The sequence below is a fragment of the Acidovorax sp. Root219 genome, assembly GCF_001428665.1.
Lineage (GTDB): Bacteria > Pseudomonadota > Gammaproteobacteria > Burkholderiales > Burkholderiaceae_C > Acidovorax.
This window is the reverse complement of the sequence record NZ_LMIJ01000014.1, coordinates 328038-351184: the sequence shown is the minus strand read 5'-3', so window position 1 is coordinate 351184 and position 23147 is coordinate 328038. Positions and strand designations below refer to the sequence as shown.

21 protein-coding genes and 1 pseudogene are annotated in these 23147 nt (G+C 66.7%); 11 read left to right on the top strand and 11 right to left on the bottom strand.

Annotated elements, in window-relative coordinates; all coding sequences use genetic code 11:
* Positions 1 to 7 precede the first annotated feature (7 nt).
* The 5 genes from ASE28_RS17570 to ASE28_RS17550 form a co-directional block, all read right to left on the bottom strand.
* Positions 8 to 1558: an ABC transporter ATP-binding protein gene (locus ASE28_RS17570; protein WP_057267783.1), complete on the bottom strand. Its 1551-nt coding sequence runs from the start codon at positions 1556 to 1558 to the stop codon at positions 8 to 10.
* Between the two features lie 8 nt (positions 1559 to 1566).
* The gene (locus tag ASE28_RS17565) at positions 1567 to 2517 is read right to left on the bottom strand and encodes a 5'-methylthioadenosine/S-adenosylhomocysteine nucleosidase (RefSeq protein ID WP_057267868.1); all 951 of its coding nucleotides are present in this window, start codon (positions 2515 to 2517) and stop codon (positions 1567 to 1569) included.
* Positions 2518 to 2715: 198 nt separating this feature from the next.
* On the bottom strand, positions 2716 to 3726 hold the full coding sequence (locus ASE28_RS17560; protein WP_057203189.1) for a BMP family protein: 1011 nt from the start codon (positions 3724 to 3726) through the stop codon (positions 2716 to 2718).
* Between the two features lie 202 nt (positions 3727 to 3928).
* The gene (gene upp / locus ASE28_RS17555) at positions 3929 to 4561 is read right to left on the bottom strand and encodes a uracil phosphoribosyltransferase (protein ID WP_057267782.1); all 633 of its coding nucleotides are present in this window, start codon (positions 4559 to 4561) and stop codon (positions 3929 to 3931) included.
* Positions 4562 to 4592: 31 nt separating this feature from the next.
* A complete protein-coding gene (locus ASE28_RS17550; RefSeq protein ID WP_057267781.1) occupies positions 4593 to 5567 on the bottom strand; it encodes a threo-3-hydroxy-L-aspartate ammonia-lyase in 975 nt (324 codons plus the stop codon).
* 180 nt (positions 5568 to 5747) lie between these two features.
* On the opposite strand from ASE28_RS17550, the gene ASE28_RS17545 reads away from it, so the two are divergent.
* Complete coding sequence (locus ASE28_RS17545) at positions 5748 to 6515, top strand: basic amino acid ABC transporter substrate-binding protein (protein ID WP_057267780.1); 768 nt, start codon at positions 5748 to 5750, stop codon at positions 6513 to 6515.
* A 104-nt stretch (positions 6516 to 6619) separates the two neighbouring features.
* Complete coding sequence (locus ASE28_RS17540; protein WP_057267779.1) at positions 6620 to 7390, top strand: amino acid ABC transporter permease; 771 nt, start codon at positions 6620 to 6622, stop codon at positions 7388 to 7390.
* 8 nt (positions 7391 to 7398) lie between these two features.
* Here the strand turns inward: ASE28_RS17540 and ASE28_RS17535 are convergent, their stop codons facing one another.
* The 4 genes from ASE28_RS17535 to ASE28_RS17520 form a co-directional block, all read right to left on the bottom strand.
* Positions 7399 to 8253: an enoyl-CoA hydratase-related protein gene (locus ASE28_RS17535; RefSeq protein ID WP_057203184.1), complete on the bottom strand. Its 855-nt coding sequence runs from the start codon at positions 8251 to 8253 to the stop codon at positions 7399 to 7401.
* A 110-nt stretch (positions 8254 to 8363) separates the two neighbouring features.
* Positions 8364 to 9686: a hemolysin family protein gene (locus ASE28_RS17530; protein WP_057203183.1), complete on the bottom strand. Its 1323-nt coding sequence runs from the start codon at positions 9684 to 9686 to the stop codon at positions 8364 to 8366.
* Between the two features lie 122 nt (positions 9687 to 9808).
* Positions 9809 to 10642: a hypothetical protein gene (locus tag ASE28_RS17525; protein ID WP_057267778.1), complete on the bottom strand. Its 834-nt coding sequence runs from the start codon at positions 10640 to 10642 to the stop codon at positions 9809 to 9811.
* An 83-nt stretch (positions 10643 to 10725) separates the two neighbouring features.
* Positions 10726 to 12243 carry a helicase HerA-like C-terminal domain-containing protein gene (locus tag ASE28_RS17520; protein ID WP_057267777.1) on the bottom strand — a complete coding sequence of 506 codons (1518 nt, stop codon included), beginning with the start codon at positions 12241 to 12243 and terminating at the stop codon, positions 10726 to 10728.
* A gap of 79 nt (positions 12244 to 12322) precedes the next feature.
* Between ASE28_RS17520 and ASE28_RS17515 the strand changes: the two genes are divergently transcribed.
* The 9 genes and pseudogenes from ASE28_RS17515 to ASE28_RS31470 form a co-directional block, all read left to right on the top strand.
* Positions 12323 to 13042: a YebC/PmpR family DNA-binding transcriptional regulator gene (locus ASE28_RS17515; RefSeq protein WP_057203179.1), complete on the top strand. Its 720-nt coding sequence runs from the start codon at positions 12323 to 12325 to the stop codon at positions 13040 to 13042.
* Between the two features lie 80 nt (positions 13043 to 13122).
* On the top strand, positions 13123 to 14403 hold the full coding sequence (gene purD / locus ASE28_RS17510; RefSeq protein ID WP_057267776.1) for a phosphoribosylamine--glycine ligase: 1281 nt from the start codon (positions 13123 to 13125) through the stop codon (positions 14401 to 14403).
* The gene (gene hemF, locus ASE28_RS17505) at positions 14403 to 15359 is read left to right on the top strand and encodes an oxygen-dependent coproporphyrinogen oxidase (RefSeq protein WP_057267775.1); all 957 of its coding nucleotides are present in this window, start codon (positions 14403 to 14405) and stop codon (positions 15357 to 15359) included. The genes purD and hemF overlap by 1 nt, the downstream gene beginning before the upstream one ends.
* Before the next feature lie 182 nt (positions 15360 to 15541).
* The gene (rsfS, locus tag ASE28_RS17500) at positions 15542 to 16372 is read left to right on the top strand and encodes a ribosome silencing factor (protein ID WP_057267774.1); all 831 of its coding nucleotides are present in this window, start codon (positions 15542 to 15544) and stop codon (positions 16370 to 16372) included.
* A gap of 59 nt (positions 16373 to 16431) precedes the next feature.
* Complete coding sequence (rlmH, locus tag ASE28_RS17495; protein WP_057267773.1) at positions 16432 to 16899, top strand: 23S rRNA (pseudouridine(1915)-N(3))-methyltransferase RlmH; 468 nt, start codon at positions 16432 to 16434, stop codon at positions 16897 to 16899.
* Between the two features lie 91 nt (positions 16900 to 16990).
* Positions 16991 to 17605 (top strand): nucleoside triphosphate pyrophosphatase, encoded by a 615-nt coding sequence (locus ASE28_RS17490; RefSeq protein ID WP_057203174.1) that lies wholly within the window; start codon positions 16991 to 16993, stop codon positions 17603 to 17605.
* 22 nt (positions 17606 to 17627) lie between these two features.
* Positions 17628 to 19115: a ribonuclease G gene (gene rng, locus ASE28_RS17485; RefSeq protein WP_057267772.1), complete on the top strand. Its 1488-nt coding sequence runs from the start codon at positions 17628 to 17630 to the stop codon at positions 19113 to 19115.
* Positions 19116 to 19178: 63 nt separating this feature from the next.
* A complete protein-coding gene (locus tag ASE28_RS17480) occupies positions 19179 to 20051 on the top strand; it encodes an AraC family transcriptional regulator (protein ID WP_057267771.1) in 873 nt (290 codons plus the stop codon).
* Positions 20052 to 20102: 51 nt separating this feature from the next.
* Positions 20103 to 20966, top strand: a pseudogene (locus ASE28_RS31470) (SDR family oxidoreductase); the annotation flags it as partial.
* Between the two features lie 62 nt (positions 20967 to 21028).
* On the opposite strand, the gene ASE28_RS17470 reads toward ASE28_RS31470, so the two are convergent.
* Both ASE28_RS17470 and ASE28_RS17465 read right to left on the bottom strand, forming a co-directional pair.
* Positions 21029 to 22201 (bottom strand): pyridoxal phosphate-dependent aminotransferase, encoded by a 1173-nt coding sequence (locus tag ASE28_RS17470; RefSeq protein ID WP_057267769.1) that lies wholly within the window; start codon positions 22199 to 22201, stop codon positions 21029 to 21031.
* 57 nt (positions 22202 to 22258) lie between these two features.
* Complete coding sequence (locus ASE28_RS17465) at positions 22259 to 23146, bottom strand: class I SAM-dependent methyltransferase (RefSeq protein WP_057267768.1); 888 nt, start codon at positions 23144 to 23146, stop codon at positions 22259 to 22261.
* Position 23147: the final 1 nt, after the last annotated feature.

The window sequence follows — 23147 nt, the reverse complement described above, 5'->3', positions numbered from 1 at the left end:
GAAAGGGTCAGGGGGCAGAGCCGGCCATGGCCAGCCCGATGGCCTCGCGTGTCCAGCCCTCGGCGGGCCGCGCTTCGCTCAGGTGCCCCTCGTGCATCACCGCCACGCGGTCACCCAGGGCCAGCACTTCGTCGAGGTCGTCCGAGATCAGCAGCACGGCCGCACCCCCGTCGCGCGCGTTGATGAGCTGCTGCTGCACGAAGGTGACGGCGCCGATGTCCAGGCCCCAGGTGGGCTGGTGCGCCACGATGAGGCGCGGGGCGGGTGCGCTTTGGTGGGCGTCATACGGCGGCAGCAGGGCGCGGCCCAGGATGAGCTTTTGCATGTTGCCGCCCGAGAGCGCGCGGGCCGGGGTGTCGGGCCCGCCGCCGCGCACGTCGAAGGTCTCGGCCACGCGCTGGGCGTGCTGGCGCGCAGCGCCGCGCTTGACCCAGAAGGCCCGGAACCAGGGGTGGGCGAACCAGTGGCTGCGCAGGCGTTCGGACACGGCGTTCTCCCACACCGGCAGGTCACCCACCACGCCCACGGCATGGCGGTCCTCGGGGATGCGGGCCACGCCCTGGTTCACCACCCAGGCGGGGCTGGCCTGCAGCGGTGCGCCGAGCAGCGTGACCTGGCCGGCCGTGGCGGCGCGCACGCCGCACAACACATCGGCCAGCGCCACCTGGCCATTGCCCGAGACACCGGCAATGGCGAGGATCTCGCCCGCATTCAGGGTGAGCGACACGCCGCGCAACCGGTCGCGCCCGGTGGCCGCCGTGGATACGTCGGCCAGCGTGCACACCGGCGCGCTCACACTTTTGGCGGGCCGGCGTGCGCTGGCCTCGATGGCATGGCCCACCATCCACTGGGCCAATTGGCCCTGGGTGGTGCCCTGCGCGGGCGCCTCGGCCACCAGCCTGCCCTGGCGCAGCACGGCCACGCGGTGCGAGACGCGCAGCACTTCGGCGAGCTTGTGGCTGATGAAGATGATGGACAGGCCCTCGGCCACCATCTGCGACAGGGTGTGGAACAGAGCCTCGCTCTCCTGCGGGGTGAGCACGGCCGTGGGTTCGTCGAGGATCAGGATGCGCGCGCCCCGGTACAGCGCCTTGAGGATCTCCACCCGCTGGCGCTCGCCCACCGAGAGGCTGCCCACGCGCGCATCCGGCTGCACCGGCAGGCCGAACCGGGCGGACACGGCCAGCAGCTTCTCGCGTGCCGCGCCGCGGCGCGAGAACGGCTGCCACAGCGGCTCGCTGCCCAGCAGCACGTTGTCCAGCACCGTGAGGTTGTCAGCCAGCGTGAAGTGCTGGTGCACCATGCCGATGCCGGCCGCCAGCGCGGCGCGCGGCTGGCCCGGGGGCAGGGGCTGGCCGAAGACTTCGATGTGGCCCTCGTCGGCCACATAGTGACCGAACAGGATGGACATCAGCGTGGACTTGCCTGCGCCGTTCTCGCCCAGCAGGGCCAGCACCTCGCCGCGCGCCAGCGTGAGGCCGATGCCATCATTGGCCACCAGCTTGCCGAAGCGCTTGGTGATGCCGGTCAGGCGAAGAACGGTTTCAGCAGGCTCCATGGGTCTGGCTACTTCCAGGCAGCGAGGAAGGCCTGCAGCACCTTGGCCGAGTTGGCCGCCGCCAGGTGCATGAAGGTGTCCATCTCGTTGGCGCCATCGCCGCCGCCTGCCAGATCGCTCAGCGAACGGAAGGCGATGTAGGGCACGCCATTGCTGTGCGCCACCATGGCGGTGGCGGCGGTCTCCATGTCGAGCACATTGGCCTCGAAGGTCTTGAATGCGTATTCGCGGAAGGCCTTGTTGTCCACGAAGGCCTGGCCCGACACGCCATTGCCGCCCACCACCATGCGCGGGCGCTCCTTCAGGCAGTGGCTGGCGTGGCAGTGTTCCAGCGGCACGGTGGCCAGGCCGTTGGCCACGGCGAGCATGCGCGGGTCGGCCTCGAACCAGAATTTCTGCGTGACCTCGGGGTTGGCCGCGGACCGAACCTCCACCGGGCGCGGGTGCATCATGCCGAAGGCGGGCAGGGTCAGCTCGGCCTGCATCCAGCCCGGGGCCGTGTACTTGCCGGGCTGGTCTTCGCGCGCCATGAGCCACTCCATGTACTGGCCCCAGCGCGCAGGCACGGTGACGTCGCCGATGTGCAGGCCCGGGTTCACCCCGCCGGCAATGCCGGAAAAGACGATGTGGCTGACGTTGAAACGGTCCAGCACCAGCTGCGTGTTCATGGCCGCATTGGTCATGCTGATGCCCGAGAGGAACACCACCACGGGCTGGCCCTGCAGCGTACCGGTGGTGAACTCCACGCCGTTGACGCTGTGCCTGGCGGGCTGCTGCACCTGGGGCAGCAGCACCGTGATCTCGGGGGCAAAGGCCGAGATGACTGCGATGCGTGGCGTGCTGTCGAGGCGGGCACCTTGCAGGGCCGGGTTGGAGGCGCAGCCCGCCAATGCACCAGCCAGGGCCAGCGCTCCTACCAGGTAGGCGATGCGACGGGGGAGCAAAGAGGTAATCGTCATGGGCGACAGCTTACGGTAGGACCCAATGAAAAAAGCCACCGCGGTGAGGTGGTGGCCCGGATGCTGGTGAAGATGCGTGGGCACCGCCACCNNNAAACTCAGCGAAGCGGTTCTGGCTAGGCGCTGCGTCGCAGGCAGTACGAGTAGTACGACAAGATGCGGCAACGACGCCAGAAGAGTTTTGTTAGCCGCTCTAGCTTACTTGGCCGTGGACTTGGGCTGGCTGTCGTCCACCTTCACGGAAAACTTGCCGGCCAGGATGTCGGCCTCCTTGGCCTTGACCTTGGCCACGATGTCGGCCGGCACCTTCTTCTCGAAGGTGCCCAGGGGCGCGAGCTCCGAGCCCTTGTGCTTCATCATCGAGTACGGGCCGTAGTCCTCGGGCGTGAACTTGCCTTCCTTGACCAGCTTGAGCGCGCGGTCGATGCTGGGCTCCATGTGCCACAGAGCCGACGCGACCACGGTGTCGGGGTACTTGTCCTGCGTGTTGATCACGTTGCCGATGGCCAGCTTGCCTTTTTCCTTGGCGGCATCGCTCACGCCGAAGCGCTCGGCGTAGAGCACGTCGGCGCCCTTGTCGATCATGGCGAACGTGGCTTCCTTGGCCTTTGGTGGGTCGAACCAACTGTTGATGAAGCTGATGGTGAACTCCACCTTGGGGTTCACTTCCTTGGCGCCGGCCATGAAGGCGTGCATCAGCCGGTTCACCTCGGGGATGGGGAAGCCGCCCACCATGCCGATCTTGTTGCTCTTCGTCATGCCGCCAGCCACCATGCCCGACAGGTAGGCCGGCTCCTGGATGTAGTTGTCGAACACGCTGAAGTTGGGCGCCTGCGGCTTGCCCGAGGAGCCGAGCAGGAACGAGGTCTTGGGGAAGTCCTTGGCCACCTTGCGGGCGGCGGCTTCCACCGCGAAGGCCTCGCCCACGATGAGCTGGTTGCCGCCAGTGGCGTACTCGCGCATCACGCGCTCGTAGTCGGCGTTGGTCACGTTCTCGCTGGACTTGTATTCGATCTCGCCGCGCGCCTCGGCCGCCTTGAGCGCCTTGTGGATGCGGCTGACCCACTGCTGCTCGTAGGGCACCGTGTAGATCGCCGCCACCTTGGTCTTGGCCTGGGCCATCGCGGCGCCGGGCGCCAGCCCGATCATGGCCGACAGCGCCAGCGAGGTGGAGAACAGGTGGCCGGTGAAGATGCGGCGTGAGGTCATGGGGTGATTCCTTCTTCGGATGGAGGATGGGCGATCGGATCTGGCGTTGTCTCAAGCAATTAGTGCGCCAATGGATGGCAGGCGCTGGCATGGAGTCTGCCAGAAGAAAGCCACCAGTTGGTAAAAATTCGCACCGGCTTGGGGCGTAAAAAAGCCGCCCAAGGACTGAGTCCCTGCGGCGGCTGTTCGATCTGGCCCGCTCTTATTTGGTGCCAAAGATGCGGTCGCCTGCATCGCCCAGGCCTGGCAGGATATAGCCATGGTCGTTGAGCTCGCGGTCGATGGCGGCGGTGAAGATCGGCACGTCGGGGTGCGCCTTCTGCAGCGTGGCCACGCCCTCGGGGGCGGCCAGCAGGCAGACGAACTTGATGGAGCGCGGGTTGAGCTTCTTGAGCCGGTCGACGCAGGCGGCGGCCGAATTGCCGGTGGCCAGCATGGGGTCGACCACGATGATGTCGCGCTCGTCCATCTCGGACGGCATCTTGAAGTAGTACTCCACCGGCTGCAGCGTGGCGGGGTCGCGATACAGGCCGATGTGGCCCACGCGGGCGCCAGGCACCACGTTGAGCATGCCGTCGAGGAAGCCATTGCCAGCGCGCAGGATGGAGACCAGCACCAGCTTCTTGCCATCGATCACCTGGCCGGTCATGGTCTCCAGCGGGGTTTCGATCTCGATGTTCTGCAGCGGCATATCGCGTGTGACCTCATAGGCCATCAGCGTGCTCAACTCGCCCAGCAGGCGGCGAAAGCTGTTGGTGCTGGCATCCTTCTTGCGCATCAGCGTGAGCTTGTGCTGGACGAGGGGGTGGGTGATGACGGTGACGTTGGTGCTCATGGCGTAGTGCTCGCTTGTTTTTGGGTCGCGCCTAGTCTGCCAGAAAGCGCGCATAGCGCGCCATGTCCACGTTGCCCCCGCTGATGAGGATGCCGACCTTTGCGCCATGCACGTCCACGCTGCCGTGCCGCGCGCCCGCGAAGGCCAGGGCGCCCGTGGGCTCGACCACCAGCTTCATGCGCTCGGCAAAGAAGCGCAGAGCCTCGACCAGTTGCTCGTCGGTGGCGGTGACGATGTCTTCGGCCAGGCGCTGGATGATGGGAAAGGTGATCTGCCCCAGCGACCGTGTCTGCGCGCCATCGGCAATGGTGTGGGGCGTGGGGATCTGCACCAGTTGCCCGGTGCGAAAGGACTGCTGGCCGTCGTTGCCCGCCTCGGGCTCCACACCCACCACGCGGCAGTTCGGGGCCAGGGCCTCGGCCGCCAGCAGGCTGCCCGCGAGCAGGCCGCCGCCGCCCACGCAGACGAAGAGGTAGTCGAGGTCGGGCATCTCCTCCAGCAACTCCTTGGCGGCCGTGCCCTGGCCGGCAATCACATGCGGGTGGTCGAAGGGGGGCACGAGCGTCATGCCGCGCTCCTCGGCCAGCCGCTGGCTGATGGCCTCGCGGTCCTCGGTGTAGCGGTCGTAGGTGACGACCTGGGCGCCGTACTCGCGCGTGGCGGCCATCTTGGCGGTGGGTGCGTCCTCGGGCATCACGATCACGGCGGGCATGTCCAGCAGCCGGGCCGACAGGGCGATGGCCTGCGCGTGGTTGCCGGCCGAGAAGGCCAGCACACCGCGCTCGCGTTGCGCCTCGGTGAAGTGCGAGAGGGTGTTGTACGCCCCGCGGAACTTGAACGAACCCGTGCGCTGTTGGTTCTCGCACTTGAAGAACACCTGGGTGCCCAGCAGCGCGTCGGCCATGTTGGAGCGCAGCACATGCGTGCGGTGGGCCACGCCAGCGAGCCGCTGTGCGGCAGAAACAACATCCGCGTAGGTGGGCAGGGGGAGGCTGGCGTTGCTCATGGTGGAATCTTTCGGGTCGGAAAGGGCTCTGACATTCCACCCATCATAAAACTGCCTGACTTTTGTCCACGGGGCCCGCGCAAGGCCCAAGAACAGGGCACAGGCCGCTATGAATATTGATGCCAGCACGCGCGGGGCGTGGATATACTGCCCATTTTCGCGACTTTCCCAAGGCCCACCATGTCCATTTCTCGACGCATTGCCACCCTGGGCCTCGGCCTGGCCGCCTCGTTTGGTGTTTCCCTGGCCGCCCAGGCACAGGCCCGCGAGCTCACCGTGGCCTCCAGCGCGACCTATGCGCCGTTCGCGTTCGAGAACAAGGACAAGCAGATCGTCGGCTTCGACATTGACATCATCAATGCCATCGCCAAACAGCAGAACTTCAAGATCAAGGTCGTGAACACGCCCTGGAGCGGCATCTTCGCGGCGCTCAACAATGGCGACGTGGACCTGGTGATCTCGGGCGTGACCATCAACGACAAGCGCCGCCAGAGCTACGACTTCTCGGCCCCGTACTTCGCGGCGCACCAGCTCATCGCCGTGGCCAAGGGCAGCACCGTGGCCTCGCTCAAGGACCTGGCCGGCAAGAAGATCGCCGTGGTGAATGCCTCCACCGCCGACGACGTGGCCTCGCGCGAGTTCGGCAAGACCAACGCCAACATTCGCCGCTTCGAGAGCACGCCGCTCATCATCTCCGAACTGGCCGGCGGCGGCGTGGATGCGGCCATCGGCGACAACGGCGTGATTGCCTACCGCGTGAGCCAGAATGCGGCGCTCAAGACGGTGGAAGACCCTTCCTTCCCTGAAGAAGGCTTCGGCATCGTCGTCAAGAAGGGCGACAAGGCCTTGCAGGACAAGCTCAACGCCGGCCTGGCCGCCGTGCGCGCCGATGGCAGCTACGGCGAGATCTACAAGAAGTGGTTCGCAAAAGAATACAAAGGCCGCTGAGCCGGGTTTCGATTGAGTCATTTGCAGCGGCCGCCATGCGGCCGCTTTTTTGTTTTCTGACGAAGGGTTGCCACGCTGCGCGCCCTGGGTAGAAGGAGAGACGCATGGATCAACCCGAATTGTGGTTTGGCTGGTTCCGGCCAGACATCCTGGTGGAATACCGCGAGCTGTTCTTCAAGGGCGCGTGGATGACCCTGTGCATGACGGTGGTCTGCGTGCTGCTGGGCGGCAGCTGGGGCCTGGTGCTGGCCCTGGCGCGGCTGGCGCAGGCGCGCCATGCACCGTGGAACTGGGTGTGCCGCTTTCTGCTGCGCTGGCCGTCTACCGTGTACGTGAGCTTTTTTCGCGGTACGCCGCTGTTCGTGCAGATTTTGCTCATGCATTTTGCGGTGATGCCGCTGTTCATCCACCCGGTGTCGGGCCTGCTGGTGGATGGCGACCTGGCGCGCACGCTCAAGCAGGAGCATGGCGCGCTGATCTCGGGCATCGCGGCGCTCACGCTGAACTCGGCGGCCTACATCTCGGAGGTGTTCCGCGCGGGCATCCAGTCGATCTCGCGCGGCCAGTCAGACGCGGGGCGCTCGCTGGGCCTGACCCCCATGCAGGTGCTGCGCTACGTGGTGCTGCCCCAGGCCTTTCGGCGCATGCTGCCGCCGCTGGGCAACAACATGATCGCGCTGCTCAAGGACACGTCTCTGGTCTCGGCCATCGGCCTGGCCGAGATGGCGTATGCCGCGCGCACCGTGGCCGGCGCCTATGCGCGCTACTGGGAGCCCTACCTGGCCATCTCGCTGGCCTACTGGTGCATGACGCTGGCGTTGACCACCTTGCTGCGCCGGTTGGAGCACCACATGGCGCGCAGCGAGCGCAGCTGAGGCAGGCCCTACCCCAGCTCTGAAAACCGCTGCAGCGGGGTGAGGGCAGGGAAGTCGCCCGCGCGCTTTTGCTTCATGGCCGCGACCGATTCCTGCACATGCCGGTTGCTCCAGATGGCGCCCTGCAGCCAGCCCATCTGGCGCAGGCTGTCTTCCACCGAGTGGTCGCGCGCATAGTTCACGGCCTGCTTGGTGCCCCAGATGGCCACGGGCGGCTTGCTGGCGATCTCCTGGGCGCACTGCAGCGCGGCGGCCAGCATGGCCTCTTGCGTGTCGAAGACCTCGTTGACCAGGCCGTAGCCCAGGGCCTTCTGCGCGGGCATGCGCCGGCCGGTGTAGGCCAGTTCCTTGACCACGCCCATGGGCACCAGCTTGGGTAGGCGCTGCAGGGTGCCCACGTCGGCCACCATGCCGATGTTGATCTCCTGGATGCAGAAGAAGGCATCTGCCGTGGCGTAGCGGATGCAGGCCGCCGTCACCATGTCCACCGCGCCGCCGATGCAGCCGCCGTGGATGGCCATGATCACCGGGATGCGCAGGTTTTCCAGGCGGGTGAAGGTGTGCTGCATGTCGGTCAGCAGGTCGAAGATGGCGGCGCGGCCTTCGGGGCTCTGGTCGTCCATGGTGATGGCGCCGCCGAAGGTCTCGAGCGCCATGCCCGCGCTGAAATGCCTGCCGGTGCTGCTGATGACCAGCGCGCGCGCCTCGCCGGCCTGGTGCAGGTGCACCAGCACCGCGTCCAGCTCGCGCCAGAACGTCGGGTGCATGGTGTTCATGGCCTCGGGCCGGTTCATCACCAGGTGGGCCACATGGCCGGTGGTGGTCAGGGAAAAGCAGGTGAGGGTGGGAGCGGCAGTGTTCATGGGCGAACACTGTAGGCCGCACGCCCGCGCCGCCATCGTCGCGTGGGTGACTCTGCGCGGGTTTTGCCCGAGCCCGCCCCGTGGCAGATGGGGCAGGCGGGGGCGGGGGCTCAGCCGTCCGTGGTTTCCGTGGCGTTGGCCAGTTCGGGCACGGGCAGGCGGCTGGCCAGGATCTTGTCGATGGTCTTGCCGTCCATGTCCACCACTTCGAGCTTCCAGCCTTCCCACTCCACGGTGTCGGTCACCTTGGGCAGGCGGCCGGTCAGCAGCATGATCATGCCGCTCAGGGTGTGGTAGCGGCCGCGCTCTTCCTCGGGCACGGCGTCCAGGTTCAGCCGGTCCTTGAGTTCGGGCACGGGGATGTGGCCGTCCAGCAGCCAGCTGCCATCCTCGCGCTGCAGCGCCCACGAGGTCTCGGGGTCGCGCGGCTGGAACTCGCCGGTAATGGCCTCGATCAGGTCTTGCAGCGTGACGATGCCCTGCACCTCGCCGTACTCGTCGATCACGAAGGCCATGTGCACGTCCGACAGGCGGAAGTTGTCCAGGAGCTCCATGCCGGTGATGGTCTCGGGCACGTACAGTGCCGTCTGCAGCGGCTGGTCGGAGAGACTGTGCGCCTTGTCGCGGATGGTGCGCGAGAGCCACTGGCGCGCATTGAGCACGCCGCGGATGTTGTCCATGCCGCCACGCACCACCGGGAAGCGGGCGTGGTCCGACTCCTCGATGAGTTTCAGGTTCTCCTCGAAGCTGAGGTCCAGGTCCAGGCACACCACGTCGCCGCGCGGCACCATGAGCGAGCCGATCTGGCGGTCGTCCAGGCGGAACACGTTGCGCACCATGGTGTGCTCGTGCGATTCGATCACGCCGGCCGTCGTGCCCTCCACCAGCATGGCGTGGATCTCTTCCTCGGTCACCGGGCTGCCGCTGGTTTCCTTCACGCCGAGCAGGCGCAGCAGCGTGCGCGTGGAGGTGGACAGCAGGATGACGAAGGGCTTGGTCGCAAGCGCCAGGAAGTTGATGGGCCGCGAGACCAGGCGCGCAAAGGTTTCGGGGTGCGACTGGCCGATGCGCTTGGGCACCAGTTCGCCCACGACGATGGAGAAGTAGGTGATCAGCACCACCACCAGGCCGGTGGCGGCGTAGCCGCCGTAGGGAGGGGGTACACCCAGCGATGCCAGCCAGGCTGCCAGCGGGGCCGCCAGGGCGGCCTCGCCCACGATACCGTTGAGCACGCCGATCGACGTGATGCCGATCTGGATGGTGGAGAGGAAGCGGGTGGGGTCTTCGCCCAGTTTCACGGCGGCGGCTGCGCCGCTATCGCCCTCATCAATCATCTTTTGCAGCCGGGCCTTGCGTGCAGTGACCAGAGCGATCTCTGACATGGCGAACAGCCCATTCAAAAGGATGAGGGCGAACAGTATTGCGATTTCCATAGACAGGGGACACACGGCCCCCTTGAAGTTCAGAAGCTGTCCATTGTAGGGGTGTGGTTATTGCCGTGGTCGGCAACGGTTATCCGGCCGGCAGGCGCCGTCAGTTTTCCGTCATGGCATTCTTAGTCGCCCCCACCACCGCCGCAGCCACCACCGCCGCAACTGCCCCCATCGCTCCCGCCGTCGCTGGAGCTGTCGCTGCTGCTGCTGCTGGAACTGTCGGCCCCGCCGAAATCATCCGAGCTGCCGCTGTGGCTGCCATCGGCAAAGCTGGTGCCGCAGTAGGTGCCGCTGCCATCGCCGCCTGCGGCGTTCTTGGCCAAAATGTTGCTGCAGTCGGGCAGGTAGGTGAAGCCGCCGGCAATCGCCATCTTGGCGTCCAGCGCAAACAGCAGCGGCAGCCGGCTGGGGGCCTTGGGGTTGATGGCTTCGTCCTTGCAGGCCCAGAACCAGGCGCGGCGCAGGCCATCGTTGTTCCTGGCCTTGGCGCCCAGGGCCTCGGCAGGGGTGTGGTGCAAAAAGAAGCCCAGCGCGTTGTGGCACCAGGTCTTGTAGGCCTGTGTGTGCAAAATGAAATCGTGCCAGAGCGCATCCACTGCCTTGGACGGCATGGCCACGAACTGCTTGCGGCTGCGCATGCAGGCCATGAAGAACTGGCGCAGCCCGCGCTCCACGAGTTCGCAGTCCTTCTGGGAGAGGTGCGGGTAGGTTTCGCGCAGCTTGCGCTTCAGATACGCGGGCAGGCGCGCCTCGCGGATGTAGCGCTCGCGCACCGTGCGTGTCCACTGCACGACGATGGCGGTGACCGCCACCGTGCACACCAGGTAGATGGCCCAGCGCCAGTTGGGCCGCAGCAAGCCTGCAAAGGCGGCCACTAGGGCCAGTGCCCATAACGCGATGGCCAGTTGCACCACGTTGCCGCCGTAGCGCACCAGCAGCCTGTCGATCTTGCCCATCGGTTTCCCCCTTTGTTATGTGTCTGTTTTCCGGGGTTTTACCTCTTTTTCGAGGGGCTGATGTGACTATTTTTAGAGTGCGCTCACCGCTTCCTTCCACCGAAGACGCTGCCCAGCACGCCACGCAGGATTTCCTTGCCCAGCGAGGTGCCCATGGTGCGCACGGCCGACTTGGCCATGGTCTGCGCCAAGCCGTCGCGCTTGCCACCGCGCGGGCCGGTGGATCCGAACAGCACGTCGTTCAGCCCGCCCAGCAGGCCGCCGCCTTCTTCTGCAGGCGCTGCCACCGAGCCCTTGCCTGCGGGCGTCGCCTGTGCCGTTGCGTCTGCAGTGCGGCCCTTGAGCTTTTCATAGGCAGACTCGCGGTCCACCACCTTTTCGTACACCCCGGCCACCAGCGAGCTGCCCATCAGTGCCTGGCGCTGCTGCGGCGTGATGGGGCCCAGCTGGCTGCCCGGCGGCAGCACAAAGACGCGCTCGGTCACGCTGGGGCGGCCCTTGGCGTCGAGAAAACTGATCAGCGCCTCGCCCACGGCCAGCTCGGTGATGGCGGTTTCGATATCCAGGCCCGGCTTTTGCCGCATGGTGGTGGCCGTGGCCTTCACGGCCTTCTGGTCGCGTGGGGTGAAAGCGCGCAGCGCATGCTGCACGCGGTTGCCCAACTGGGCCAGCACCGTGTCGGGGATATCGAGGGGGTTCTGCGTCACGAAGTACACGCCCACGCCCTTGGAGCGCACCAGGCGCACCACCAGTTCGATGCGCTCCACCAGCACCTTGGGAGCCTCGTTGAACAAGAGGTGGGCCTCGTCGAAGAAGAACACCAGCTTGGGCTGGTCCGGGTCGCCGATTTCGGGCAACTGCTCGAACAGCTCGGACAGCATCCACAAAAGGAAGGTGGCGTACAGGCGCGGCGAATTCATGAGCTTGTCGGCCGCCAGGATGTTGACCACTCCCTGGCCATCCACCGTCTGCATGAAGTCCTGGATGTTGAGCATGGGCTCGCCGAAGAACTGTGTGCCGCCCTGCTGCTCGATCTGCAGCAGCCCGCGCTGGATGGCGCCCACGCTGGCCGCGCTCACGTTGCCGTACTCGGTCGTGAATTCCTTGCCGTTGTCGCCCACATACTGCAGCATGGCGCGCAGGTCCTTGAGGTCCAGCAGCAGCATGCCGTTGTCGTCGGCGATCTTGAACACCAGGTTGAGCACACCCAATTGCGTCTCATTGAGGTTGAGCATGCGCCCCAGCAGCAGCGGCCCCATGTCCGACACCGTGGCGCGCACCGGGTGGCCCTGCTCGCCGAACACGTCCCACAGCGTGGTGGGGCAGGCCAGGGGGGCGGGCAGGTCCAGCCCCCGCTCCTTGAGCGTGGCGGCCAGCTTCTCGCCGATCTTGCCCGGCTGGCTGGCCCCGGTGAGGTCGCCCTTGACGTCGGCCATGAACACCGGCACGCCAATGCGCGAGAAATTCTCGGCCAGCGTCTGCAGCGTCACCGTCTTGCCGGTGCCCGTGGCCCCGGTGATCAGCCCGTGGCGGTTGGCCAGGCCCGGGAGCAGGTGGCATTCGGTGGTGTCGTGCTTGGCTATCAGGAGTGGTTCGGCCATTTCGGGTTTCCTCGGGGATGCGGGTTCGGCAAAAGTAAAATCGCGCACAGTAGATTAAATCAGTACAAAAGGACTTCCCGTGGCAGGACACAGTAAATGGGCGAATATCCAGCACCGTAAGGGGCGGCAGGATGAAAAACGCGGCAAGATCTGGACCCGCATCATTCGCGAAATCACCGTGGCGGCCCGTTCGGGCGGCGGGGATCTGTCTGCCAACCCCCGCCTGCGCCTGGCGGTGGACAAGGCCAAGGCGGCCAACATGCCGGCCGACCGCATCAAGTACAACATCGACAAGGCCACCGGCAACGCCGAAGGCCTGACCTACGAGGAAATCCGCTACGAAGGTTATGGCATCGGTGGCGTGGCCATCATGATCGACACCATGACCGACAACCGCGTGCGCACGGTGGCCGAGGTGCGCCACGCCTTCAGCAAGCACGGTGGCAGCATGGGCACCGAGGGTTCGGTGGTGTTCCAGTTCAAGCACTGCGGCCAGCTGATCTTTGCGCCGGGCACCGATGAGGACAAGGTCATGGAAGTGGCGCTCGACGCTGGCGCCGAGGATGTGCTGACCGATGGGGACGGCGCCATCGAGGTGCTGACCGCGCCGGCCGATTTCGAGGCCGTGAAGAACGCCCTGGAGGCCGCAGGCCTGACGCCCGAGGTGTCCGAGGTCACCATGCGCGCTGAAAACACCATCGAGCTGGAGGGCGAAGACGCCGTGCGAATGCAAAAATTGCTCGACATCCTGGAAGACCTGGACGATGCCCAGGAGATCTACCACAACGCTGCGCTCTGAAACGCTGCCACGATTGAATTCACAACACTGTCCCTGTAACAGCCGTTTGGCCGGTTGCAGACAGGTTCTAATAGGCTGGTATGAAGGTTCTTGTAATTGGTGGCGGCGGCCGTGAACACGCAATGGCCTGGAAGCTCAGCCAGTCTCCCAAGGTCACCAAGGTGTTCGTGGCGCCCGGCAACGGCGGCACGGCCCTGAACTCCAAGCTGGAGAACGTGGCCATCACCGACGTGCGCGAGCTGCGCATCTGGGCTCAGGCCGAGAAGATCAGCCTTAGCGTGGTGGGGCCCGAGGCGCCGCTGGCCGCTGGCGTGGTCGACGAATTCCGTGCGCATGGCCTGCGCGTGTTCGGCCCCACGCAGGCGGCCGCGCAGCTCGAAAGCTCCAAGGCCTTCTCCAAGGCCTTCATGCGCCGCCACGGCATTCCCACGGCAGACTACGACACCTTCACCGACCCGGTCGCGGCCCATGCCTTCGTGGACCGCCTGGGGGCGCCCATCGTCATCAAGGCCGACGGCCTGGCGGCCGGCAAGGGCGTGGTCGTGGCCATGACGCTGAAAGAGGCGCACGATGCCGTGGACTTCATGCTGGTGGACAACAAGTACGGCGTGACCCACAACGAGGGGGGCGCCCGCGTGGTGATCGAAGCCTTCCTCGAAGGCGAGGAAGCCTCCTTCATCGTTCTGTGCGACGGCAAGAACGTGCTGGCCCTGGCTACCAGCCAGGACCACAAGCGCCTGAAGGACGGCGACGAAGGCCCGAACACCGGCGGCATGGGTGCGTATTCGCCCGCGCCCGTGGTCACGGCCGATGTGCACGCCCGCGCCATGCGCGAGATCATCCTGCCCACCATCCGTGGCATGGAAAAGGACGGCATTCCCTACACCGGCTTTCTCTACGCAGGCCTGATGATCGACGCCAAGGGCCATCCCAAGACGCTCGAATTCAACTGCCGCATGGGCGACCCCGAGACCCAGCCCATTCTGATGCGCCTTAAAAGCGACCTGGCCGACGTGCTGGGTGCCGGCGTGGACGGAAAGCTCGACCAGATCGAGTTGCAGTGGGACCGCCGCACCGCGCTGGGCGTGGTGATGGCCGCCCACGGCTACCCCGAGAACCCGCGCAAGGGCGACACCATCACCGGCCTGCCGGCCGATGCGGACGACGCCGTGGCCTTCCATGCGGGCACGGCCCTGAAGGACGGCGTGGTCAGCGTCACGGGCGGCCGCGTGCTGTGCGTGACGGTGCTGGCCGACAGCGTCAAGCAGGCACAGCAGCGCGCCTACGATGTGGCGCGCAACATTCAGTTCGACGGCGCGCAATACCGCCGTGACATCGGCTTTCGCGCCCTTAAAGGCTGATGTCGGTTGACTCCCTGAACACCGCCGCCACGGTGGAGCGCGTGCGCAGCTACCTGCAGGGGCTGCAGCTGCGCATCATCGACGCCCTGGAGGCCGTGGAGGGCGAGGGCGGAGCCCGCTTTCTGGCCGATGCCTGGCACAAGGCGCCCGGCGAGGCGCTGCAGGGCGATGGCGTGACGCGCATCCTCGAAGGCGGGCGCGTGTTCGAGCGCGCAGGCTGCGGCTTTTCGCATGTGCGCGGGCCGCTCTTGCCGCCATCGGCCACGCAGCACCGGCCCGAGTTGGCGGGTGCGCCGTTCGAGGCCATGGGCGTGTCGCTGGTGTTCCACCCGCGCAACCCCTATGTGCCCACGGTGCACATGAACGTGCGCATGATCGCTGCAGGCCACCCTGGGCAGGCGCCGACCTGCTGGTTCGGCGGCGGCATGGACCTTACGCCGTACTACGGCTTCGAGGACGATGCGGTGCACTTTCACCGCACCTGCCGCGATGCGCTGGCGCCCTTTGGCGACGACAAATACCCGCGCTTCAAGCAGTGGTGCGACGAGTACTTCTTTCTCAAGCACCGCAATGAGCAGCGCGGCGTGGGCGGGGTGTTCTTCGACGATTTCTCGGAGCTGGGGTTTGATCGGAGCCTGGCCATGACGCAGGCCGTGGGCGATGCCTTTCTCGCGGCCTACCTGCCCATCGTCGCGAAGCGCCAGGGCATGCCCCATGGCGAGCGCGAGCGCGCGTTCCAGCTCTACCGCCGCGGCCGCTATGTGGAGTTCAACCTGGTATGGGACCGGGGCACCCATTTCGGCCTGCAATCGGGCGGGCGCACCGAGTCCATCCTGCTGTCCATGCCGCCCCTGGTGTCGTGGTCGTACCAGCGCCGGGAGGGTGCCGATTCGGCCGAAGCGGCGCTGGCCGAGCGCTTCCTGGTGCGGCGCGACTGGCTCGCGGATACGCACTGAAACGGCCATTGTCCGCAAAAAGCTATAATTTCAATAGCTGCACGCGCTTTTGGCGCCAGCAGCGAAGGGCTCCAACGCCCTTTATCGCCTGAGCGCCACCGCGCAACACCCAAGGCCCAGCCCACTGGCTGCACGCCCCGTTGCGCGCTATATTGATTCCATTCCTCATAAATCACCGCCTGATGACCACATCCACCAAATCGGAAACCGCCGCCAAGAAAGACGTCACCAAACTCCAGCGCGCCATCGTCGATGGCCTGGAAGACGTCAAGGCGCAAGACATCCAGGTCTTCAACACCGAGCATCTCTCGCCGCTGTTTGAACGGGTCATCGTGGCATCGGGTACCTCCAATCGCCAGACCAAGGCGCTGGCCGCCAGCGTGCGCGACGCGGTGAAGGAAGCCGGCTTTTCCAAGCCGCGCATCGAAGGCGAAGACAACGGCGAATGGATCATCGTGGACTGCGGCGCCGCCGTGGCGCACATCATGCAGCCCGCCATCCGCCAGTACTACCGCCTGGAAGAGCTGTGGGGCGAAATACCTGTGCGCCTGAAGCTGGGCGCGGCCAAGCCGGCATCGTCGGCAGCCACCGAGCTGGCCGAGAAGAAGTCGGCCCAGAAGGCCGCCAAGTCCGATGCCAAGTCGGCCGCCAAGAGCGGTACCTCGGCGCGCCCCGCGGCCAAGAAGGCGGCAGCGCCTGCCAAGTCCGCTGCCCGCCCCGCCGCCAAGTCGGCAGGCAGGCCCGCACCGGCGGCAGCCAAGCCAGCAGCCAAGGCCCCCGCCAAGGCACCGAGCCGCGCACCCGCAAAGTCCGGCGCTGCCGCCAAGGCCGCACCGGCAAAGGCGCCCGCAGCCAAGAAGCCCGCAGCTACCAAGGCCCCGATCAAGACCATCGTGGTCAAGCCATCGGTGCCGCGCAGCAAGGCCAATGCCGAGGCCGCCAAGCCCGCTTCGCGCGGTGGTGCACGGCCAGCGGCCAAGGCCCCAGCCAAAAGGGCGCCCGGCCGCAAGTGAGGCGATGGAGGATGGCTTCGGCCCGTCTCCCGCAACAATCTTTTGGCGCCTGAATTGCCATGAAACTGCTGATCGTGGCCGTGGGCCAGCGCGTGCCCGACTGGGCACAGACCGCCTACGAAGACTATGCCAAGCGCTTCCCGTTCGAGATCAAGGTCGAGCTCAAGGCGGTGAAGACCGAGCCGCGCGGCTCCAAGACCATCGAGACGCTGTATGCCGCCGAGCGTGAGCGCATCGAGGCCGCCATTCCCCGGGGCACCCGCGTGGTCGCGCTCGACGAGCGTGGCTCCAACCTCACCACCAAGGCCCTGGCCGAGCGGCTCAAGGGCTGGCAACTGGGCGGGGACGACGTGGCCCTGGTCATCGGCGGGCCCGACGGGCTCGACCCGGCCTTTCGCCAGGCGGCGCATGAGCGCATCCGCCTGTCCGACCTGACCCTGCCGCATGCCATGGTGCGCGTGCTGCTCATCGAGCAGCTGTATCGAGCCTGGTCCGTGAACGCAGGCCACCCCTACCACCGGGAATGATGTCCCGGGCGTGATTTGCTACCGATTGCGTAGCAAGGGATGATAGGAATTCGCGGTTCTACTGCACGTTCTTGGTTATCCTTCATCCACCATGCCGGACTTCATCTACCTCGCCTCCCAAAGCCCCCGCCGCCGCCAGCTGCTCGACCAGTTGGGCGTGCGCCATGAACTGCTGGTGCCCAATGTGGACGGCGACATGGGCGAGGATGCCGAGGCCATCGAGGAAGTCCACCCTGGCGAGGTGCCCACCGCCTACGTGCAGCGCGTCACCGGCCTCAAGCTCGATGCCGCCATGGCGCGCCGCGCACGCCGGGGCCTGCCCGAGGCGCCCATCCTGTGCTCCGACACCACGGTGGCACTGGGCCGCGCCATCTACGGCAAGCCCGACGATGCAGCGCATGCCGGGCGCATGCTGACCGAACTGGCGGGGCGCACGCACCGGGTGCTCACGGCCGTGGCGCTGCAGATGGGCACGCGCCGGGTGGCGGCGCTGTCGGTCTCGCGCGTCACCTTCGCAGCGCTCACGCCGCAGCAGGTCGATGACTACGTGAACACTGGCGAACCCCTGGGCAAGGCCGGTGCCTATGGCGTGCAGGGCCGCGCGGCGGCCTTCATTCCGCAACTGAGCGGCAGCTATTCGGGCATCATGGGCCTGCCCATGTACGAGACGGCGCAGCTATTGCGCGCCGCCGGATTCCCTGTTTGAAGAACAACAAGCGTTGACGACCATGCAACAAGATATTCTCATCAACTGGTCGCCGCAGGAGACACGCGTCGCCATCGTGGAGCACGGCGCCGTGCAGGAGTTGCACATCGAGCGCACGCTGGAGCGCGGCCTGGTGGGCAATGTCTACCTCGGCAAGGTCTCGCGCGTGCTGCCGGGCATGCAGTCGGCCTTCATCGACATTGGCCTGGAGCGCGCCGCCTTTCTGCACGTGGCCGATGTCTGGCAGCGCCAGCCCGATGGCGAACCACCCGCGTTCGCGCGCAAGGGCGAGCCGCAGGTGCCCATCGAAAAGCAGGTGTTCGAGGGCCAGTCGCTCATGGTGCAGGTCATCAAGGACCCCATCGGCACCAAGGGTGCGCGCCTGTCCACGCAGATCAGCATTGCCGGGCGCCTGCTGGTCTTCTTGCCGCAGGACGACCATGTCGGCGTGTCGCAGAAGATCCCCTCGGCTGAGCGTGATGCCTTGCGTGCCCGCCTGCAGGCCATGGTGGGCGACAAGGCCACGGGCGGTGGCGGCGGCTTCATCCTGCGCACCAATGGCGAGGACTCGACCGATGCCGAGCTGGCCGAGGACATCGCTTACCTGCGCAAGACCTGGGCGCGCATCAAGGAGGCATCGCTGCGGCTGCCGCCCATGTCGCTGCTGCACCAGGACCTGGATCTGCTGCAGCGCGTGCTGCGCGACCTGGTGGGCGACCACACGCAGACCATCCGCCTCGACTCGCTCGAGCAGTACCAGCGCCTGCGCGCCTTCGGGCAGGAATTCATGCCCGCGGCAGCGCCCAAGCTGCAGCACTACAAGGGCGAGCGCCCCATCTTCGACCTGTACTCCATCGACGAAGAGGTGGCCAAGGCCCTGGGCCGTCGCGTGGACCTCAAATCGGGCGGCTACCTCATCGTCGACCAGACCGAAGCGCTCACCACCATCGACGTGAACACCGGCGGCTACGTGGGCGCGCGCAATTTCGACGACACCATCTTCAAGACCAACCTGGAGGCCGCCCAGGCCATTGCCCGCCAGCTGCGCCTGCGCAACCTGGGCGGCATCATCATCGTGGACTTCATCGACATGGTGCAGGGCGGCCACCAGGAGGCGGTGCTCTCCGAGTTCAAGAAGCAGCTCGGGCGCGACCGCGTGAAAACCATGGCCGGCGGCTTTTCGCAACTGGGCCTGGTGGAGATGACGCGCAAGCGCACCCGTGAATCCCTGGCCCACATGCTGTGCGAGCCCTGCGAGGCCTGCCAGGGCAAGGGCAGCGTGAAGACCGCGCGCAGCGTGTGCTACGACATCCTGCGCGAGATCCTGCGCGAAGCGCGCCAGTTCAACCCGCGCGAATTCCGCGTGGTCGCCTCGGCGCGCGTGGTGGAGCTGTTCCTCGACGAGGAAAGCCAGCATCTGGCGGGCCTGTCGGACTTCATCGGCAAGCCGATTTCGCTGCAGTCCGAAAGCGCGATGGGGCAGGAGCAGTACGACATCGTGCTGCTGTAGCGGAACGCGCGGGCGCCTGCCGGTACAGGCAGTGGATTAGGATGGAGCCATCTGCAGCATCCCATGACCGAGCGCCTCTTTCTCCGCCTCGATGGTGACCCCTCGCACGGGCCCGAAACCACGGTGCCCGCCGACACGCTGAGCGCCTTTCAAGTGGGCAAGCAACTGGGTGCCCATGTCTCCCAGATCCTGCTGTACCGCGAGACCTTTGTTGGCGACGCCGAGGTGGCCGAGCGTGTGCTGCCCGACGGGGCCGTGCGCCTGGTGATTCACCTGGGCGATAGCACGCTGTCCGGCCTGGCGAGTGAGCGCCAGGGCAGCGTCGCCCTGGGCGCCGCCACCGCGCCCGTGCTGCTGCGCTGGCGCCGCAGCAGCATGCACAGTGTGTCGGTGGCGCTGCGTCCTGGCACTGCATCGGCCTTGCTCGGGGTGCCAGCCGGGGAGCTGCAGGGCAGGGCGGTGACGCTGGATGCCTTGTGGGGCGGGGCCTTTGCCGAATTGCGCGAACGCATGGCCGGGCAGCGCGACGACACGGCATGCGTTGCCCTGCTGCGGGCCGCGCTGGAGCAGCGTCTGTCGCAGAGTGCGCGGCCTGCCAACCCCTGTGTTGTGCATGCTGCGGCGTTGTTGGCTACCTCCGCTGGCCGGATGCGCCCCCGAGACGTGGCCCAAGCCGTCGGCATGGGCGAGCGGCGCCTGCAACAGATCTTTCGTGCCGAGGTGGGCATGTCGCCCAAGGCCTGGGGCCGGCTGGCGCGCTTGCATGCCTGCCTGCGCGCGCTGCGCAGTGGCCCAGCGGCGCCGCCGTGGGCCGCGCTGGCCGCCGATGGTGGCTTCTACGACCAGGCGCACCTGGCCAACGAGTTCCGCGCACTGTGCGGGCTGTCGCCCACCGAGTTCCTGCAGCGCGGCGTTTCGCTTTCTTCCAAGACCTAGGCTCCAGGCATCGGTACCGTGGCAGTCCATGGACACAACAGGAAGGACCATATGAACCCAAGCCCCACCTCCCTCCGGGGAAAAGTCGCCCTGGTGGCCGGCGCCACGCGGGGTGCTGGCCGAGGCATTGCCGTGCAACTCGGCGCGGCCGGAGCCACCGTCTACGTGACTGGTCGCTCATCGGGCGCGCAGCGTTCGGAGATGGACCGGCCCGAGACCATCGAGGAAACCGCGGCCCTCGTGGACCAGGCTGGCGGCAAGGGCATCGCCGTGCGGGTGGACCACCTGGTGCAGGACGAAGTGCGTGCATTGGTGGCCCGCATCGAGCGCGAGCAGGGTGCGCTGCATCTGCTGGTGAACGATATCTTCGGCGCCACGCACATCGAATGGAACAAGACTGTATGGGAGTCCGACCTGGACTACGGCCTGCGCACCCTGCGCCTGGCGGTGGACACGCATGCCATCACCAGCCACTTTGCCATCCCCTTGCTGCTCAAGGCGCCGGGTGGCCTGGTGGTAGAGGTCAACGACGGCACGGCCGAGTACAACGGCACGCGCTACCGCAATTCCTTCTTCTACGACATCGCCAAGGCCGCAGTGCTGCGCATGGGTTTTGCGCTGGGGCATGAACTTGGGCCGCATGGCGCCACCGCCGTGTCGCTGTCGCCCGGCTGGATGCGCTCCGAAGCGATGCTGGAGGCCTTTGGCGTCACCGAGGCCCACTGGCGCAATGCGGTGGCGCGCGTGCCCGGCTTCGCGGTGGCCGAAAGCCCGGCCTACGTGGGCCGGGCCGTGGTGGCGCTGGCGCAGGACCCGCAGGTGGCGCGCTGGAATGGGCAATCCCTCTCCAGCGGGCAGCTGGCGCGGGTCTATGGCTTCACGGACCTGGACGGCAGCCAGCCCGATGCCTGGGGCNGGGGGGGGGGGGGGGGGGGAGCCGGTGGACGTGGCGGGTTACCGCTGACGCGGCTCGCCGGTCACAGCTTGCGCAGCCGCTCCAGTGCCGCGCGCAGGGTGTCATCCTTCTTGGCAAAGCAGAAACGCACCACGCGCTGGTCGAAGCCATCGCCGTAGAAGGCCGACAGGGGGATGGCCGCCACGCCGATCTCGCGTGTGAGCCATTGGCAGAAGTCCGATTCGTTCAGGTCACTCACGGCCGAGATGTCCACGCACTGGAAGTAGCTGCCGGTGCTGGGCAAGAGCTTCAGGCGCGAGCCGGCCAGGCCTTCGCGGAACAGGTCGCGCTTGGCCTGGTAGAAGGCGGGCAGCTGCAGGTAGGGGGCCGGGTCCTTGAGGTACGAGGCCAGGCCGTACTGCACGGGCGTGTTCACCGTGAACACGTTGAACTGGTGCACCTTGCGGAACTCGGCCGTCAGCGCGGCGGGCGCCGCCACGGTGCCCACCTTCCAGCCCGTGACGTGGAAGGTCTTGCCGAAGCTCGAGACGATGAAGGCGCGCGCCGCCAGGCCCGCGAAGCGCGCAGCGCTCTGGTGCTGGCCGCCGTCGAACACCATGTGCTCGTAGACCTCGTCGCTGATCAGCAGGATGTCGGTCGGGGCCAGCAGGTCCTGCAGTGCCAGCATGTCCTCGGCGCTCCAGACGGTGGCGCTGGGGTTGTGCGGGCTGTTGATCAGGATGGCGCGCGTGCGCGGCGTGATGGCGGCGCTGATCTTGCCGAAGTCGGGGCGGAAGGTGCCGGGCGTGAGCGGCACGCGCACCGCGCGGCCGCCGGCCAGCTCGATGTTGGGCACGTAGCTGTCGTAGCAGGGGTCGAGCACGATGACCTCGTCGCCCGGGTGCACGATGGCCAGGATGGTGGTGATGATGGCCTGCGTGGCGCCGGCGGTAATGGTGATCTCGCTCGCCGGGTCGTAGCGGCGGCCATGCAGGGCCTCGATCTTGGCAGAGACCGCCTCGCGCAGAGCAGGCACGCCGGTCATGGGCGGGTACTGGTTGTGGCCGGCCTGCATGGCGGCGGTGACCGCATCGACCAAGGCCGGGTCGCAGGCAAAGTCCGGAAAGCCCTGGCCCAGGTTCACCGCATTGTGTTCGGCCGCCAGGGCCGACATCACGGTGAAGATGGTGGTGCCCACCTGGGGCAGCTTGCTGGCAAGGACGGGGGTGCGTGCGGTGTCGGTCGCGAGGGTCATGGGACGGGGATGAGGAGGGAAGGAAAGGGGTATGCGGGTGCGCCGATGGCTGGCGACCTAGCCGCCGTTGCGGCGGAATATCACCACGTCAATGTCGCTCGGGGCGCCCCAGCGCACCAGTGGGTACGCCGCCACGATGGCCAGCCAGATCAGAGGGGCCAGCCAGCGCACGCCCGATTTGAAGTAGGTGATGCGCGCATACAGGCCATCGAGGTGCACGCTGGCCAGATGGGCCGAGTCGATCAGGGTGAGGCCATGCCGCGCACTCAGCTGGGTGAGGTTGCGTGCATGGAAGTAGTGCAGATGGGGCGACGGCATGCCTTTTTGCCAGAGCCGGTCAAAAAATGCGCCCGCGCCGAACCGGTGCAGCAGCTTGCTGGCTCGGTAGAACACTCCGCGGCTGGAGGGCAGGTTCAGCACCAGCAACCCCCCGGGGGCCAGCCGTGCAATGCACTGCGACAGCAGCGCATCGGAATGCGGGATATGTTCGAACACGTCGTTGAAGACGATGACGTCAAACTGCTCGTGCGCAGCCAGCACATCGGGAAAGAAGCCCTCGCGCACCAATGCCCCGTTGCGCTGCGCCTGCTCGCACACGGCGTGGTCCGGCTCCAGTCCCAGGGCGGTAAAGCCCCGGGATGTGGCAGCTTTCACAAACCACCCATGGGCTGCGCCCACGTCCAGCAGGCGCGTGCCAGCGGGGGCGGTATGGCGGCCGATGCGGTCCAGCAATTGGTTGAAATTGGCCTCGCGCAGGCTCTTGAGTGCGGTGTCGCGCTGGGCTTCATCGAGCTTCTTGTGGGATTCGGCTTCATTGATCGCGGGCGCAAACTGTGCGAATTCGTAGCCGCACAGCGCGCATACCCAGTGCCATTCCTCCAGTCCGGCGCGCAGGGTCTGGCCGCAGCAAACGCAAGGGGCTGCGGTTGTCGAAGAAGAATTCATG